General features: G+C 47.5%; 14 protein-coding genes. 7 read left to right on the top strand and 7 right to left on the bottom strand.

Annotated features, from left to right (window positions below; all coding sequences use genetic code 11):
• Positions 1–11: 11 nt before the first annotated feature.
• Genes ACZ45G_RS01500 through ACZ45G_RS01515 form a run of 4 tightly spaced genes read left to right on the top strand, consistent with a single transcriptional unit; the run spans position 12 to position 3,534 of the window.
• Positions 12–611: a TetR/AcrR family transcriptional regulator gene (locus ACZ45G_RS01500; protein WP_464174846.1), complete on the top strand. Its 600-nt coding sequence runs from the start codon at positions 12–14 to the stop codon at positions 609–611.
• A gap of 53 nt (positions 612–664) precedes the next feature.
• Entirely contained in the window at positions 665–1,786 is a 1,122-nt protein-coding gene (locus tag ACZ45G_RS01505; protein ID WP_464174847.1) for an oxidoreductase, read from the top strand.
• A 3-nt stretch (positions 1,787–1,789) separates the two neighbouring features.
• Positions 1,790–2,827, top strand: coding sequence for an NADP-dependent oxidoreductase (locus ACZ45G_RS01510; protein WP_464174848.1), 1,038 nt, complete (start codon positions 1,790–1,792; stop codon positions 2,825–2,827).
• Between the two features lie 26 nt (positions 2,828–2,853).
• Positions 2,854–3,534 carry a type 1 glutamine amidotransferase domain-containing protein gene (locus ACZ45G_RS01515; protein WP_464174849.1) on the top strand — a complete coding sequence of 227 codons (681 nt, stop codon included), beginning with the start codon at positions 2,854–2,856 and terminating at the stop codon, positions 3,532–3,534.
• 59 nt (positions 3,535–3,593) lie between these two features.
• On the opposite strand, the gene ACZ45G_RS01520 is transcribed toward ACZ45G_RS01515, so the two are convergent.
• The 4 genes from ACZ45G_RS01520 to ACZ45G_RS01535 are packed head-to-tail and all read right to left on the bottom strand — an operon-like array spanning position 3,594 to position 7,431.
• On the bottom strand, positions 3,594–5,126 hold the full coding sequence (locus ACZ45G_RS01520; RefSeq protein WP_464174850.1) for a hypothetical protein: 1,533 nt from the start codon (positions 5,124–5,126) through the stop codon (positions 3,594–3,596).
• Positions 5,117–5,464, bottom strand: coding sequence for a hypothetical protein (locus ACZ45G_RS01525; RefSeq protein ID WP_464174852.1), 348 nt, complete (start codon positions 5,462–5,464; stop codon positions 5,117–5,119). Before ACZ45G_RS01525 ends, ACZ45G_RS01520 begins: the two co-directional genes overlap by 10 nt.
• A gap of 19 nt (positions 5,465–5,483) precedes the next feature.
• Positions 5,484–6,533, bottom strand: a complete 1,050-nt coding sequence (locus tag ACZ45G_RS01530; RefSeq protein WP_464174853.1) for a histone deacetylase family protein — start codon at positions 6,531–6,533, stop codon at positions 5,484–5,486.
• Between the two features lie 28 nt (positions 6,534–6,561).
• Positions 6,562–7,431 (bottom strand): universal stress protein, encoded by an 870-nt coding sequence (locus ACZ45G_RS01535; protein ID WP_464174855.1) that lies wholly within the window; start codon positions 7,429–7,431, stop codon positions 6,562–6,564.
• Between the two features lie 248 nt (positions 7,432–7,679).
• Between ACZ45G_RS01535 and ACZ45G_RS01540 the strand changes: the two genes are divergently transcribed.
• Positions 7,680–8,783: a GTP pyrophosphokinase gene (locus ACZ45G_RS01540; RefSeq protein WP_464174856.1), complete on the top strand. Its 1,104-nt coding sequence runs from the start codon at positions 7,680–7,682 to the stop codon at positions 8,781–8,783.
• 10 nt (positions 8,784–8,793) lie between these two features.
• Here the strand turns inward: ACZ45G_RS01540 and ACZ45G_RS01545 are convergent, their stop codons facing one another.
• Complete coding sequence (locus tag ACZ45G_RS01545; RefSeq protein WP_464174857.1) at positions 8,794–9,996, bottom strand: multidrug effflux MFS transporter; 1,203 nt, start codon at positions 9,994–9,996, stop codon at positions 8,794–8,796.
• Positions 9,997–10,145: 149 nt separating this feature from the next.
• Positions 10,146–11,414, bottom strand: coding sequence for an OmpP1/FadL family transporter (locus ACZ45G_RS01550; protein WP_464174858.1), 1,269 nt, complete (start codon positions 11,412–11,414; stop codon positions 10,146–10,148).
• 426 nt (positions 11,415–11,840) lie between these two features.
• Between ACZ45G_RS01550 and ACZ45G_RS01555 the strand changes: the two genes are divergently transcribed.
• Positions 11,841–14,309, top strand: coding sequence for an acetate--CoA ligase family protein (locus ACZ45G_RS01555; RefSeq protein WP_464174859.1), 2,469 nt, complete (start codon positions 11,841–11,843; stop codon positions 14,307–14,309).
• A gap of 71 nt (positions 14,310–14,380) precedes the next feature.
• Entirely contained in the window at positions 14,381–14,608 is a 228-nt protein-coding gene (locus tag ACZ45G_RS01560; protein WP_464174860.1) for an RNA-binding S4 domain-containing protein, read from the top strand.
• A 47-nt stretch (positions 14,609–14,655) separates the two neighbouring features.
• Here ACZ45G_RS01560 and ACZ45G_RS01565 read toward each other — a convergent pair whose 3' ends face one another.
• Positions 14,656–14,892: a M23 family metallopeptidase gene (locus tag ACZ45G_RS01565; protein ID WP_464174861.1), complete on the bottom strand. Its 237-nt coding sequence runs from the start codon at positions 14,890–14,892 to the stop codon at positions 14,656–14,658.
• Positions 14,893–14,936: the final 44 nt, after the last annotated feature.

Here is a 14,936-nt window from a genome sequence, read left to right on the forward strand (position 1 = left end):
TGAAAAAAACAATGTCAAAAGCCCAGATCCCAAAAGCCCAGATCAGGCTTAAACTCCTTGAGGCAGGACTTCGATTGTTTGGAGAGAACGGCTACAATGGTACCGGGATTAAGGAGATTGTGGAGGCGGTCGGGGTGCCCAAGGGATCCTTTTATAATTATTTTAAAAGCAAAGAAGACTTCACCGTTGATATCATCGGGTTCTATTCAGACATCCTGGCAATTGAGTGGGATGATTTGTTGACAAAGGGCCCGGCAGAACCCCTTGCCGCTCTACGCAACGCTTTTGAGAGGATTATTTCCCATCATGAACAATGCGAGGTGAAAACAGGGTGCCTGATCGGCAACCTGGCGGCAGAGATCAGCGAGGCAAGTGACCTGTGTCGACAAAAAATGCACCATTCAACAATGATCTGGAAAAACCGTATTTCAGATTACATCCTTCAGGGCCAAGCCCTTGGGACCATTCGAAATGACATCAGAGCAATAGTCCTGGCCGAGTTCATCTGGAATGCCTGGGAAGGTGCCTTGCTGAACATGAAAATAGCGCAGTCCACAGTCCCGGTAAAGGACTGTATCCGGCTGTTGTTTGATTTTTTTCTAAAACCATAACCCAGATATTAAGGATCGTTTTAACGATTCCTCAACATTAAAAAAGGAGAGATATGTCCAGATTATTTGAATCAAGCAGGATAAACGGCATGGAGATAAAAAATCGTTTTGTCAGATCCGCCACCTACGAGGCAATGGCAGATCTTGACGGCACAGCGAAGGACCCGCTGCTCAATTGCATGGCAGATCTTGCCAAGGGAGATGTCGGGCTTATTATCACCGGCCATTCCCATGTGACATTGGAAGGTCAGGCAGGCCCCCGGCAGATGGGTATTCATTGCGATGAAATGATCGACGGCTTGAAAAAAGTGGCTTTAGCTGTTCAGAAAAATGGCGGCGTTGTGGCCGTACAGCTTGCCCATGCCGGAATGCGGGCTATTGGACGAGATGCCCATGCCCCCCTGGGACCTTCAGATGTGGTTGAAGCGGGGATTAAAAAAGCCTCTGCAATGACGGCGGACGATATTAAAAGAACCGTGCAAGCCTTTGGCGATGCCGCACAAAGAGCGGTTAGTGCAGGGTTTGATGCCGTTGAGATCCATGCCGCCCACGGCTATCTGCTGAGTCAGTTTTTATCTCCCTATTATAACCAGCGAAAGGACGACTATGGAGGGAGCCTTGAAAACCGGGCAAAACTGCTTGTGGAAGTCTACCAGGAGATCCGGCAGCGGGTTGGCAAGTCTTTTCCCATCCTGGTCAAGATCAACTCCGAGGATTTCCTTGAAGGCGGGTTCACTGTGGAAGAGATGATATTAGTTTCCAAAATGCTCGAAGACCTTGGAATGGACGCCATTGAGATGAGCGGCGGAACCTTTGAATCCGGTAAGCTTATTCCCTCAAGGGGGGGGACATCAAAGTCTGAAGACAGGGAAGTCTACTATAGAGCGGCTGCCCAGGGGTTTAAACAACAAATAAAGATTCCCCTTATCCTTGTGGGCGGGTTTCTTTCCTATCCAATTGCCCAAGAGGTGGTCACCTCGGGGGCTGCAGATTATGTCGCCCTGGCAAGACCGCTCATAAGAGAACCCGGCCTTGTCAAACGCTGGGCCGCAGGAGACCTTAAAAAAGCAACCTGCATTTCATGCAACCGGTGTTTTTTAACCCTTGGCATGGAAGAGGCATTGCATTGTGCCCAAGACAAGAAGGAACAGAAAAAACAACAGCAAAAGGAGTAACTCATGACGCAGACAAGAGAACAGAACCGTTCCATCGTGCTGGCTTCCCGCCCCCACGGTGCCCCGGTTGCAGATAACTTTCGCCTGGAAAAAACAAGTATCCCTGAACCTGCCGAGGGTCAGATATTGTTGCGCACCATATACCTTTCCCTGGATCCCTATATGCGGGGCAGAATGAGCAATGCACCTTCCTATGCAGAACCGGTTAAGGAGGGTGAAGTTATGGTGGGGGCAACCGTTTGCCGGGTGGAAGTGTCTTGCCACCCGGATTATAAGGTGGGTGACTGGGTACTTGCCGGCAGCGGCTGGCAGGATTATGCACTCTCTGATGGGTCTGGCCTGATGCCCCTGGGGGAGGATCCCCAAAACCCCTCCCATGCAGTGGGAATATTGGGGATGCCGGGGTTTACCGCCTACATGGGATTGTTGGATATTGGACAGCCAAAACCGGGTGAAACCCTTGTGGTCGCCGCTGCCACAGGCCCTGTGGGAGCCACGGTCGGTCAAATAGGCAAATTAAAAGGGTGCCGGGTTGTCGGGGTTGCAGGGGGCAGTGAAAAATGCAACTACGCAAAAGAGGTCTTAGGTTTTGATGAATGTCTGGATCACAGGGCGCCTGATTTTGTCCGGCAACTGGGGCAGGCGTGTGAAAAGGGCATTGATATCTATTTTGAGAGCGTGGGGGGCAAGGTGTTTGATGCTGTTCTGCCCTTGCTCAATACAAAGGCGAGGATCCCCGTGTGTGGGCTTATTTCCCAATACAATGCCACAAAGCTTCCCCAGGGGCCCGATCGCATGTCCCTTCTTATGAGCCGTATTCTGGTCAAACGGCTCAAGGTCCAGGGATTTATTATTTTTGATGATTATGGCCATCGCTACAACGAATTTGCAGAGGATATGGCAAAATGGCTTGCCGCAGGGCAGATAAAATATCGCGAGCAGATTGTGGAGGGGTTAGAGAGCGCACCAACTGCTTTTGCCGGTCTGTTGGAAGGCAAAAATTTTGGAAAATTAGTTGTCCGGGTCAGTGAAGGAAACTGATCCATATTATTTAAAAGGAGACACCCATGAAAATTTTGATGGTGCTTACCTCCCATGACACATTGGGAGACACGGGGCTTAAAACTGGTTTCTGGCTCGAAGAATTTGCATCCCCCTACTATGCGTTTAAAGATCAAGGGTTTGATGTCACCCTGGCATCCCCTAAGGGGGGGCTTCCCCCCCTGGATCCCAAAAGTGACGTGCCTGACTTTCAGACACCTTCAACCGATCGCTTTGCCGGTGACGGTGAGGCCCAAAAAATTCTTGCCAATACCCTTTGTCTGGCATCTGTTAATCCCGGGGATTTTGACGCTGTTTTTTACCCGGGTGGCCATGGACCTCTCTGGGACCTTGCCGAGGACCGGGATTCCATCTCACTGATTGAACGGTTTTTTCGGGAAGGAAAGCCCTTGGGACTTGTTTGCCACGCTCCAGGAGCGCTGCGCCATGCCAAGAACCCCGATGGCTTTCCCTTGGTGAAAGGGAAACGCGTCACCGGTTTTAGTAATACCGAAGAAGCAGCGGTTGAGCTAACAGATGTCGTTCCTTTTTTGCTGGAAGATATGCTCACCGCCAACCAGGGATTGTATTCCAAAGGCGATGACTGGGGCAGTTATGTTGCAGTTGACAAGAATCTTTTGACAGGTCAGAATCCCGGGTCATCGGAGGCGGTTGCCAATGAAATGATTAAGCTTCTCAGCAAATAAGGGGGCGCTGTCTTGTATGAAAGAGTTACACCCCATGGGCTGGATCTTCGCCCATGGGGTCACGAAGCCGCCAACAGTGTCAAAAACAGCAGGATGCATCCAGCTGCCTGGAAGGCGCATCGTTTTGTTTTTGTGAACCGCCAGGGGGGTAAAAAAAAAGCAATGCTGAATCCTGAACAGACATAAAAAATTTCAAAGAATTTGGCATTGCCCGGTGTCCATGCCAGGATCAAAGATGCCAGGTAAAAATAAACAAAAAAGGCTATGGCAACGGATTTGAGCCTTCGGGGAGCTTTTAATACAGCATACACCAGGGCCGGAAGCACCAGGAAAAATCCAACAGGCCCGAAGGAAAATATCCCCCCCGGGTTCCAGGCCAAATGAAACGCCTGGGCAGCACCGCTGTCACCCAGAAAGGGGATGACCAAAAAATCATAAAACGCTTCCAGGTTTTCTGCCATGCTCCATTTGAAAATTTTTTCAAAGAAGATTTCTATGGGCGCTGCCGCATTAAATGCTTCAAATATATACCGTATAAAATTTGCCAATGCCCCTTGGATCCCATCGGGGTTGAAGGCAATGGCGGAAAAGGGTCCCGGTAAGGTGCCTTTATTCAAATGATTCGATAAAAAAAGCCAGGATTGCGAAAAAATGAGAGCCGGTGCAATTGCCAAGAGGGCATAAGGGTTTTTGCCCAGGAGACTTGTCCATACGGCAATGCCATGCCGCCTGAAAAGTACCACCCAGGACAAAACAAAAAGAATGGGGGCAAAGATCATACTGGAAATATTTTCAGATATGCAGAAAAACAGGCCCAGGATCAATAAAAGAAGATCCATCAGGGTTGGCAGTTCGCAGGATCGATAGAGGGCCAGTATACAAAACAATGCCACTGCAACCGAGATGATCTGGGTGCTAGGATAGATTGCCTGGACAACAAGCCTTGGCATGGACATGACCAAAATGGATGTTGTAAAGGCTGTGCCCTGCCATGAATAACGTCTGGCAAGGGCATAGGTGGAAAACCCGATGGAAAGATAGGCCAGAAAACAAAAAATACCCGCCCCTGCATGGGTGTCAAACCGGAGAAAGGTATTGAATAAAATAAGATGATTCACCGGTAAAAATGCGGGGAATTCAGAGGCGGCACCAAGGGGAAAAAATCCGTTTTTTTCATAGAGGGAGATGGCATAAAGTTCATTCTGGAATTCTTTTGGGATCGGTAAGATGGCATGGATTGCCATATAGATGAGGCACACTCCCAAAAAAGTAAAGGCGATGGGATTTATAGAGGCAACATTTTTTAAGGCCTTGAATATGCCGCGAATATAGGATCGATGTCTAAATATCAGGAGAAGGGAGGCCAAAAGAAAAATAGTCTCCAGTCCTGTGGCAATGAGGGGTATCCCGGTAATAAAGCTGATCTGGTGGATAAAAGACAGCAGCATAAAAATTGTGATAATGGCGTATGCGGCGGATTCTGCAAAGGTGTTGCCCTTATCGAGAAACAAAAAAAAGGCAGCGGCACACAGGGAAAAAATTTCCGTAAAAAACAATGTCCCGATCACCAGGCCCAATGTCTCTATTCCCACTCTTTTGACCTTGCTTTCTGGGCCTCTTTTTCTATCAGATGATCTCTTATTTCCCGCATGTAATTTTGCATATCCCGGGCGAGAATTTCACATTCCGGGCAATATATTTTTTTGAACATTTTGTCGTGTTTTTCCAACTGGTGCCTGAACCAGGGGATATAAGGGGTGCCTTTGCAAAATTTTTGTCCTGTATATTGGGCAATGGGACACCCGATGCAGACCACAAAATAATATATGCGACAGGGAGGGCAATCCAGCACCCCGCCATCTGATCCTTTTTTATCGATGATCCGTTGCCATTTTTTCACTGCAGCTTCCATGATTTTGATTTTATTCATGATCTCCTTCCTTAATCCATTAAATAAAATTCCAACAATGTTTGTGTACATCTGTGCATCGTCGCGTCACAAAGGCCATCTTCTTTTTGTCTGATTTTGCTGCCATTGCACTGACATTACAGCAGGTAATCCCCGCCATTTCCCTTAGAACAGCCCTTACCGATTCTGCGAGGGCCTCGCAATTATACCCGCCTTCCAGGGACATCACCAGTTGGCCGCCACATACCGTGTCGGCGATCTTTTTTAGGGATGCAGTCATGCCGGCAAATCCCCGGGCTGTCATCTCCATGCCCCCCATGGGGTCGTCCGTGTGGGTATCAAAACCTGCTGAAACCAGAATCAGGTCCGGTGCAAATTGTTCTGCCACAGGCCTAAGCAAGCGGTCTATAATGGCAACATATTCTGCATCCCCATACCCTTTGGGGATGGGCAGATTAATGGTATATCCCTCTCCTTCACCCGCACCCGTATCTGTAAAACTTCCCGTGCCCGGGAAAAGTCCGGCTTGATGAACGGAAAAAAACAAAACATGGGGATCTCTTTCAAATGCATGCTGGGTACCGTTCCCGTGGTGAATATCCCAGTCTAATATGAGAACTTTACCCAATTTTAAATGCTTTCGGGCAAAGGCTGCCCCCAGTGCAACATGGTTGAACAGGCAATAGCCCATGGCCCGGCTTTTCTCTGCATGGTGCCCGGGGGGTCTTATCAAGGCAAAGGCATTGACAATTTTTTTTGCTGTGACCATGGAGATGGCATTTAAAAGTCCGCCGCTTGCATAAAGCGCCGCATCAAAACTGTCTTCACAGGCATGGGTGTCTGCTGTAAATGCAATGAGTTCTTTTCCCTTGGTCCGGGCAATTTTTTCAAAATAATCCTGGGTATGAAACAAAAGAATATCTTCTTTTTTTGCTTTTTGGGCAGGGATATCAACAAAGATGCCTTGCATATCCGGCGCATCCAGCATTGCATATAGGTCTTTTAGCCGTTTGGGGGTGTCAGGGCAGCCATCGCCCGGAAGATGCTTTAAAAAGATTTCATCTCTTAGAATACCGGTTTTCAATACCATTTTTCCTCCTCCATTCCCAAAAGAATAATCAACGGCTTAAGGGAATGGTCAACAGGGCGCAGGGTAAATGCCGAATCAGGGATGCGGTTGTGCTGGGGGTGATCCTGCTCGGTTGACCCTCTATTCCTGCTATTATCAAATCTATTCCATGGTTTCTGGCATACAAGGCCAGTTCTTCCCCTGGAACGCCATGGAGAATTTTTGTTTTACCGGGCATCATCTTTTTTAACTGCACAGACAGGGTTTTTTCCAATCGGCTCTGTACCTGCTCATAGGGGGCAGATGTGCTTGCCACAACTGGTTCATTTAACGGTGATTCCATGACATGGACCAGGTGGATCGTTGAATCGAAGTGTTGAGAAAAAGCCAGGGCATATTTTTTAAGATGGGAATCTGATGGGGTTAAACCACAGGCGACGATGATATGGGTGAATTTCAATCCCGTGTGATTTGTTTCAGAAAAGGTTTTACCCGGGGGAATCACTAAGAAAGGGCACATGACCGTTTGCGCCATGTCCCCTACAACAGAACCGATAAAAAATTGTTGGAATCCCGATAATCCAAGGCTTTGAGCCATTACCATATCTGGTTTTGCCTCGTTTGCCTCTTTTGCCGTTTCAAGGACAGGATCGCCATAGGTGATGACCGACTCCCATTTTATAGTGCAGCCTGCCATCTGAGTTTTGATTTTGGCTTGGGCGCTTTTGATCTGTTCTTGTTTTTCACCGCCCCTTTCAAATTCAATTTTTCTGGCAACAGAACCGTGGGGGGGAGGAACCGCATGGAAGATCAGGAGAGAAGCGTCAAACCGCATACAAAAGTTAATTCCGAAGGATAGCAGATGGCTCGAATCCTTTGATACGTCAGTTGCGCAAAGAATTTTTTTTATCAATGGCATGTTTTACCCCTCTGTTTGTCCCAGACGTTATTTTTGAAACTGAACAAGAAAGCAGCCGGAGATGGTGTTGTCGGCGTGTGAGAGAGAGGCTTATCGCAGCATTGGTTTCAACAATGAGGTTGGATTTCCAATAATTTAAGTAGCACATGGATGGCAGAAAAACAATGCATCCTTAAGTATTTGATTTTAATTGTATGATAGGCGTATTAAGTCTACTATGCAAGGGAATATGAAAGGAGACCTGAACCATGAGAAAACGTCAGAAAGATGCTATTTTAATTTCCTTTTTTAAAGAAAAGGAAAAATATGAGAAATTGGCCGAATACATTATTTCTCTTATTTCGGAAGATCCTTCAGCACCGAAAGAAAACCTTCATACAATTAAATACCGCATAAAAGAGAAAGCCAGACTTTTGGAAAAAATTGATGAAGAGAACAAAAGACCTGAGAATAAGGCAATGGTTATTACACACAAAAATTATCAGAAAAAAATTAACGACCTTCTGGGGATCAGGCTTATTTGTCTTCGACTTTCAGATATCGATAGAGTCAAAATCTATCTAGACCTATTGGTAGATGAAAAAATATTGAAATTTATCCGGGAACCGGATCATAAAAGATCATTCATTCTTCCGGTTGATCCCGGAAAGAAGATCCCTGATGGGCTTGAGCTCCGCTACAGTGGATATTCCTCTATTCATTATCAGGCAGTGCTTGGAGAGAATTCCGGTGCCGGCGATGAGTTGAAAGGGCTTCAGATTGAGTTTCAATTAAGGACAATCCTCGAGGAGGCCTGGGGTGAAATTGATCATAAATACAGATATATGTTCAGTCGAAGTGGCGATGAGCTTCCTGACTATATTCACACGGGTTTTTATAGCTTGAGCGCTTACCTTCAGGCCGCGGCCCTTCAAGCAGAACATCTCTGCCGCCAGGCTGAGGCATATCGGTTATTAAAAACCCGAAAAGTGAAAAAAAAGGTTGTCGAGGGACTCCAGGAAACCATACCCTCTTCATTTTCCGGTTTACTGAAGAATACGTTTGGATTTAAACCTACGGTTAGAACGCTGACATATTTAGAGAAGCGGTTTGTTGAATCAGGATATACCGGTCTGCCTCAAAATATTTTTAAGAAGATTTTCACAAACGAGAGACTCGCGGAATTTAAAATTATTTTTATGGATGTTCTTAAAGAGGAACCATTTGAAACGAAAAGCAAAAAAAATATTGATGTGATAAATGCTATAAATTTTGTACTTTCCATTGAGACTCAAGGCAAAAAGGTTGCAAAAGAAGGACTGAAATCAGTCTTGAGGCGGAAGAAAAAGCGGTCGAGAATATTTTTGAAATAAAATATGAGTATTAAAATAATTGGGAGTCATACTGCACAAATGGTCTGTTACGGATCAAAAACCATAAGATGCCACTGGTCAGACCAATCATGATCTGGATGTAGCCCAGGGTTAGTATTAGGTCATCCGGGTTAAGTGAAACCAGATACATTCCAAGACTGCCTAAGATCATGCCGGAAAAATTAATTAAGGCTGAGGCAGAACCGCTGTCGTTTTTTTGTTGTTCGAGCATAAGGTTGATTCCCGGTACTCGCATGCCGTCTACAATTAAGGTAGCCAGGGCTGCAGGTAATGCAAATGCCCATGGGGAAACATGTCCGACCATGACTACTGCGATACCACACAAAATGAAAATAGGAAATCCAACAGAGATGATTGTATTTGGTTTGAAATGTCGGGATAGTCTCACATACAATATCGGACCGATCATGGCAAAAATAGCATTCAAGGCAAGGAAATAGCTATATTCGCGTTCGTTCAGGCCAAAGCCATTAATGTAGATAAAGGACGAGGCGGCAAGGAAGGTCATGATGAACATGGATATTGTGGAGAAAATTGCAAGCAAGGTTGAAAAATCCGGATTTTTCAGGACCACTGTAAGACGTCCCCAGGAGCGCCATACTGAACCGGTATACCGAGTTCCTATGGTTTCCTCCAGCAAAGCACCCGCCATCAAGGCGGCTGCCCCAACTCCGGCTAATACAAAAAAAATAGCTTCCCATGGAACATACTCAAGTAGGAGAGCACCGATAACCGGTGCTACAATTGGGGCGATAATCACCATAGACATGATCAGCGCCATAATTTTTTCCCGCTTTCGTCCGCTGTATAGATCTTTTACCATGGCTGTAGAGACGGCAGTGGCTGCACTTCCGCCAAAAGCCTGAAGGATTCGACTGGCTATCAGCTGTTCCACTTGTTGTGAAAAGCCACACATGATGCTGGAAATGATGTAGATAACCATACCGATCAGCAATATGGGTTTTCGCCCATATTTTTCACTTAAGGGTCCCCAGAACAATAACCCGATTGCATAAAACACAAAGAACATACTCAGTGTGAGATTTACTTGGGATTGTGATGTATTCAGGACGTCTTGCATCTGGGGCAGCGCCGGCAGATACAGGTCCGTTGATAATGGTGGAAAGGCGCTGATAAATGCCAGCAGGACAAGCATCCCCTTCTCTTTGAGATATTTCTGTTTTTGGATCATTTTAAACTTTTTTGTTGGTTCCGGTGGGAGCCAGTGCCGGATAATGCTGAAAAACCAAATATTATACCGCGTTTATCAATAAACATGAAGGCATTGGCATTTTTATTCAGCCGGGCAAAATTCACCCGGCTGAAGGGGGACTGATTTATTTAAAAGAATTTGTACTGAAGGCCGATACCGGCCTGGTACAATGTCTTTTCGTAGGTGACTTCGGGTGTCACTGCTGTTGCCGGGGCTGTATCGGACACATAAAAATATCCGGTCAATCCGAATGTGAACGTCAGCCTTTCATTATACTTGTACCTGGTACCCAGGGCAACGGCATGGCAGTCCAGGGGGGGGTTCATCTTTTCAATGATTCCGAAATTTTCAGGTTTCATGTCCACATCAATGAACATGTACCCGGTGGTAATAGACCATGCTTGATTGATATCATACTGAGCGGCCAGGGCCACTTCATAGGAGTTGCCGTCCACGGCATCGTTCTGGGTGCCCCAATCCGCATCTTTTTCAAAATAAAGGGAGGTGGAGGGCTTTAGGGTCAGATTTGGACGTACTTTCCATTCAAGGCCAAGGGCCAAGACAGCCGGAAGATCCCTGGCATAACTCTGGCCGTCAACCCTGTCAAAGGCACTGAGAAGAGCCACGCCTGCAGTGTTTGACTTACTCGTGTCTGTTTTCCAATCCAGGTCTACCTGGGTTTCATATCTGATACCGATATTAACCGTGTTGCCGGGATGAATGTTGAGGCCGAAGATACCACCGAATCCGTCAGCCTCCTGATCGTATTTCCCCGCTATATAGGTTCCGAGATAATCCCCGTGAATGTCCACTTCTTTATCTGTTATGATATACCGGATTCCCCCGGCAATGGAGAAGATATCGTTGATTTTATAAGTTGCGCCAGTGGTAAAGGTATAATCAAAGCTTTCAGCATAGGCATATTGATTTTCCAGAGTGCCTCCTGCCGGAAGACCTGCTTCTGCAAACATACCGGCTGATAAAGCATTTCCGATACCTTCGGTAATGATATTTCCATCCTCATATTTGGTTTCCCCGCCGCCGCCGTTGATGGTGAACGCGCCCCAGAGGGCCAAGTTGTCGGATTTATGGACGGCAAAGGCCGTGGGGGCAACAAGGGAGGGGCTGGACGTGTGAGTTTCACCGTTATAGGTGTGATCATAATCAAAGGTAAAGGGCTGGGCATCAACTTCCAGGTAAAATCCGTTGCCCAAAATCGTAAGACCGGCTGGGTTGTAAGCGGCCACATCTGCACCGTCGGTGGCCCCATTCCGGCTCAGACTTCCGGCATAGGCTGCAGAGAAATTTTGTTTGTTGTCAATACCGCCTCCAAAAGCAGGAACTGTCATTCCCAGTGTCAAGACCATCATCAACACGGGTTTAAACCATTTTTTCATCAAAGTTTCCTTTTTAAAATTGGTAAATAATTATCCTTACATTAACATATTTACGATCAAAGTCCATTTACCGGCCTTATCATTGTCCCGGAAACCAATATACCCATCCCTATGACTATATTGGAGTGTTTATATGGAAAAGGTGTTTCAAAATAGCAAACACAAGTAGGTTTTGCTTGAATGATTGTCAAGTAAAAAATAAGAATTCGTGAATAAATAAGCCAATGATGAAAATTGTATTTGAATACTCTTGTAAAATATATAGAAGCACCAGATTAAAGTCAAATTTTTTTCAATATTTCCCCCTGGCATTTCCGGGAGAAATGATCTTGCTTTTATACCGGGCATTAACCTGGTATAGTACCTATTTTATGCCATGGGCTGGGAATTGAAAGATTTAAACTGATAACCAAAATGGAGTCATCCATGGACCTTTCCATTGATTACAGCAGTATTACAGATACCTTTGTCAGGGCCAGCCAGGAAGGCCGGGATTTTTTATACGAATATGAGGTCTATTCCCTTTTGGCAAGGTCTGGTGCGGAAACCCCTCCTAAAAGCAGTTTCATCCCCAGGGGGGCAAGGTCTTCCGATGAGGAATTGATGGCCCTGCCAGGGGCGAAGGCGGTATTAAAAATTGTTTCCCCCTTTATTATCCATAAAACTGAAGTTGGGGGGGTGCAAATTATCGCAAAAATTCCCAACCAGATTCGGTCTGCTGTCCGGCGCATGTTCTATGAGGTGCCGGAAAAATACACCGCCTGGATTCAACAGTATCCCGACGGGGCGCCTGCCCATTATAAGGGATTGACCGGGGATGCCCTTAGTGCTGCGGTCAGCCGGGATATCCAGGGGGTTCTCCAGGTCCAGTTCATGCCCCCGGATTCCGATACCTTTGGCAATGAACTCATTGTGGGGCTGCGCCATACAAGGGAATTCGGCAGCATCTTAAGTGCCGGGCTTGGGGGAACCGATACCGAGCTTTATGCCCGTCGGTTCAGGAAAGGACAGGCCATTGTGGCTGCCTCCACTGCCATGAATGACGGCCAGTCTTTTTTCCAGCTGTTTAAACAGACCATTTCCTACCGCAAACTGGCCGGGCTTACCCGGGGCCAGCGCCGTATTGTCACCGATGAACAGCTCATTGAATGTTTCGAGTCCTTTGTGAGAATCGGTAATTTTTATTCCCAGGCCAACCCTGGGGCTCCCTTTGTCATTGAAGAACTGGAAATAAATCCCTTTGCCTTTACGGATTATCTCATGGTTCCCTTGGACGGTATGTGCCGGTTTGGCCAAGCGGGGAAGCTTGCCGCAAAACGGCCCGTGGCAAAAATAGATACCTTGCTCCATCCCAAAAAGATTGGGATTGTGGGGGTGTCTGCCACACGGAAAAATTTCGGGCGGATCATCCTGGACAATATTCTGGCCGAAGGCTTTGCCCGAGAGGATATTGTTGTCTTTAAGGAGGGCACAGGTGAATCAGGCGATATGGACGGGGTGAAATGTCTGCCCAACCTTGGGGCTATGACCCAGAAACTGGATCTGTTTATCGTGGCTGTGGGGGCAGCCCAGGTACCGGATCTGGTGGAAGAGGTGATTCGTCTGGATGCTGCCAACAGTGTGATGCTCATTCCCGGCGGCATGGGGGAGACCCAGGACAGCAAAACTAGGGCCGATCAGGTCATGGCCCAGATCAATGCCGCCCATGGACTTGCAAGCCAGGGTAAGGGTATTGCCAACCAGAGCAGCGTCGATTTCTCCAGGGGGGGCGGTCCGGTCTTTCTCGGGGCCAATTGCATGGGCGTTATTTCAAAACCGGGACGATATGATACCTGGTTTATCCCGGAGGAAAAGCTTCCCAAGGTGCGGACTCACAAGGCCAACAGGGTGGCTCTGGTCAGCCAGAGCGGGGCATTTATGCTCCATAGAAGTCACCAGTGTCCTGAGCTTCGGCCGGCCTATATGATTTCCATGGGCAACCAGACGGATTTGACCCTGGGAGATATGCTTCACTATTTTAAAAATTCAGACCGGGTGGATGTGATTGCCGTTTATGCCGAAGGGTTCAATGATCTGGACGGGCTGGAATTTTGTCTGGCGGTTAAGCAAGCCGTGCTGGCAGGAAAGGAAGTGGTTTTTTACAAGGCCGGCCGGACCTTGGAGGGCAAGGCTGCCACCAGCAGTCATACGGCTTCTCTGGCCGGGGATTACATGGTGTGTGAAAGCTGCGTGTCCCAGGCCGGTGCCATTGTGGCAAGAAATTTTAGCGAGTTCCAGGAGCTCATGCTGTTGGCCGAGACATTGAGCCGCAAACCCATCCGGGGCAATCGCCTGGCGGCCGTCAGCGGTGCCGGATTTGAGGCCGTTGGCATGGCCGATTCCATCCAGTCCGATGATTTTACCATGGAACTTGCCCGGTTTGAACCTGAAACCCGTGATGCCATTGAAACCATTCTTGTGGCCAAGGGGCTTGCTTCCTTTGTGACCCTGTCAAATCCCCTGGATATCAACCCGGCTGCCGATGATGAGGCCCATGCCAAGATCACCCAGATTTTGGCCAATGATCCTAATGTGGATGCCGTGGTCGTGAGCCTGGATCCACTGTCTCCGGCCATGAAAACCCTGGACAAAACGTCTGTAAAGGCATTTGATATGCATGGACCCGACAGTATCCTGCACCGGATGGATTCCCTGGTCAAATCCACTGCCACCCCCATTGTGACCGTGGTGGACGGGGGGCGTCTCTACGATCCTTTGCGGGATGCCTTAATGGACAAAGGAATCCCGGTGTTTACCGTGTGTGACAAGGCCATTGCCGCCCTGTCCCTTTACGTTCAGGGGCGGCTCCGGGCCGATGCCATCAGAAGTGCTGAGGGCATTGAAACCACCATTTAAATTTACGGGGTCAGGCTTAAATTTATGGGGTCAGGCTTGCGTTATTGCGCTTAAACCCTTCTGGAGAATACATGGGAACAGATAATATTAGAATCGTTAAAATTACCCAAGAACCGGTTGAATTGTACAAGGTGCTCAAGTTTGAGAATCTGGCGGGAAGCGGCGGAGAAGCCAAGCACTTTGTTGGCGATGGGCTTGTGACCGTGAACGGTCGGGTGGAAACCCGGAAGCGCAATAAAATTTATGCCGGGGATGTGATCGGGTTTAACGGGAATTTCCTTCAAATTGAGTGTGAATAGGGAAGGCAGGGAAAATTTTCAGGTATCCCTTCCCTATACAGACAGGCCTATGCGGGTTCTTTGTTTGGAGGACTCTGTTTATGGGCTGCTATCATTCTTTGGGATAGTTTCTGTGCGTTTGCCAGAAATTGTTCCATTTCAAGGGGCTTGACCGGGGTTGCCGCAGGGGCATTGTAGGTGAGGGGGTCCAGCAATTTGCCATTTTTCTTTATGCCAAAGCACAGATGGGTCCCTGTGGCCAAGCCTGTCATTCCCACATGCCAGATGATCTCTCCTTGCAGCACCCTTTTGTTACCTTTCTACTCCTATAATAAGAGGCATGCTATTT

This window comes from Desulfoconvexum algidum (assembly GCF_055382125.1).

Coding starts and splice junctions, on each gene's coding strand:
- ACZ45G_RS01545 (WP_464174857.1), bottom strand. CDS start 9,996: ATGATCCAAAAACAGAAATATCTCAAAGAGAAGGGGATGCTTGTCCTG.
- ACZ45G_RS01505 (WP_464174847.1), top strand. CDS start 665: ATGTCCAGATTATTTGAATCAAGCAGGATAAACGGCATGGAGATAAAA.
- ACZ45G_RS01555 (WP_464174859.1), top strand. CDS start 11,841: ATGGACCTTTCCATTGATTACAGCAGTATTACAGATACCTTTGTCAGG.
- ACZ45G_RS01560 (WP_464174860.1), top strand. CDS start 14,381: ATGGGAACAGATAATATTAGAATCGTTAAAATTACCCAAGAACCGGTT.
- ACZ45G_RS01535 (WP_464174855.1), bottom strand. CDS start 7,431: ATGCCATTGATAAAAAAAATTCTTTGCGCAACTGACGTATCAAAGGAT.
- ACZ45G_RS01530 (WP_464174853.1), bottom strand. CDS start 6,533: ATGGTATTGAAAACCGGTATTCTAAGAGATGAAATCTTTTTAAAGCAT.
- ACZ45G_RS01510 (WP_464174848.1), top strand. CDS start 1,790: ATGACGCAGACAAGAGAACAGAACCGTTCCATCGTGCTGGCTTCCCGC.
- ACZ45G_RS01540 (WP_464174856.1), top strand. CDS start 7,680: ATGAGAAAACGTCAGAAAGATGCTATTTTAATTTCCTTTTTTAAAGAA.
- ACZ45G_RS01550 (WP_464174858.1), bottom strand. CDS start 11,414: ATGAAAAAATGGTTTAAACCCGTGTTGATGATGGTCTTGACACTGGGA.
- ACZ45G_RS01525 (WP_464174852.1), bottom strand. CDS start 5,464: ATGAATAAAATCAAAATCATGGAAGCTGCAGTGAAAAAATGGCAACGG.
- ACZ45G_RS01500 (WP_464174846.1), top strand. CDS start 12: ATGTCAAAAGCCCAGATCCCAAAAGCCCAGATCAGGCTTAAACTCCTT.
- ACZ45G_RS01515 (WP_464174849.1), top strand. CDS start 2,854: ATGAAAATTTTGATGGTGCTTACCTCCCATGACACATTGGGAGACACG.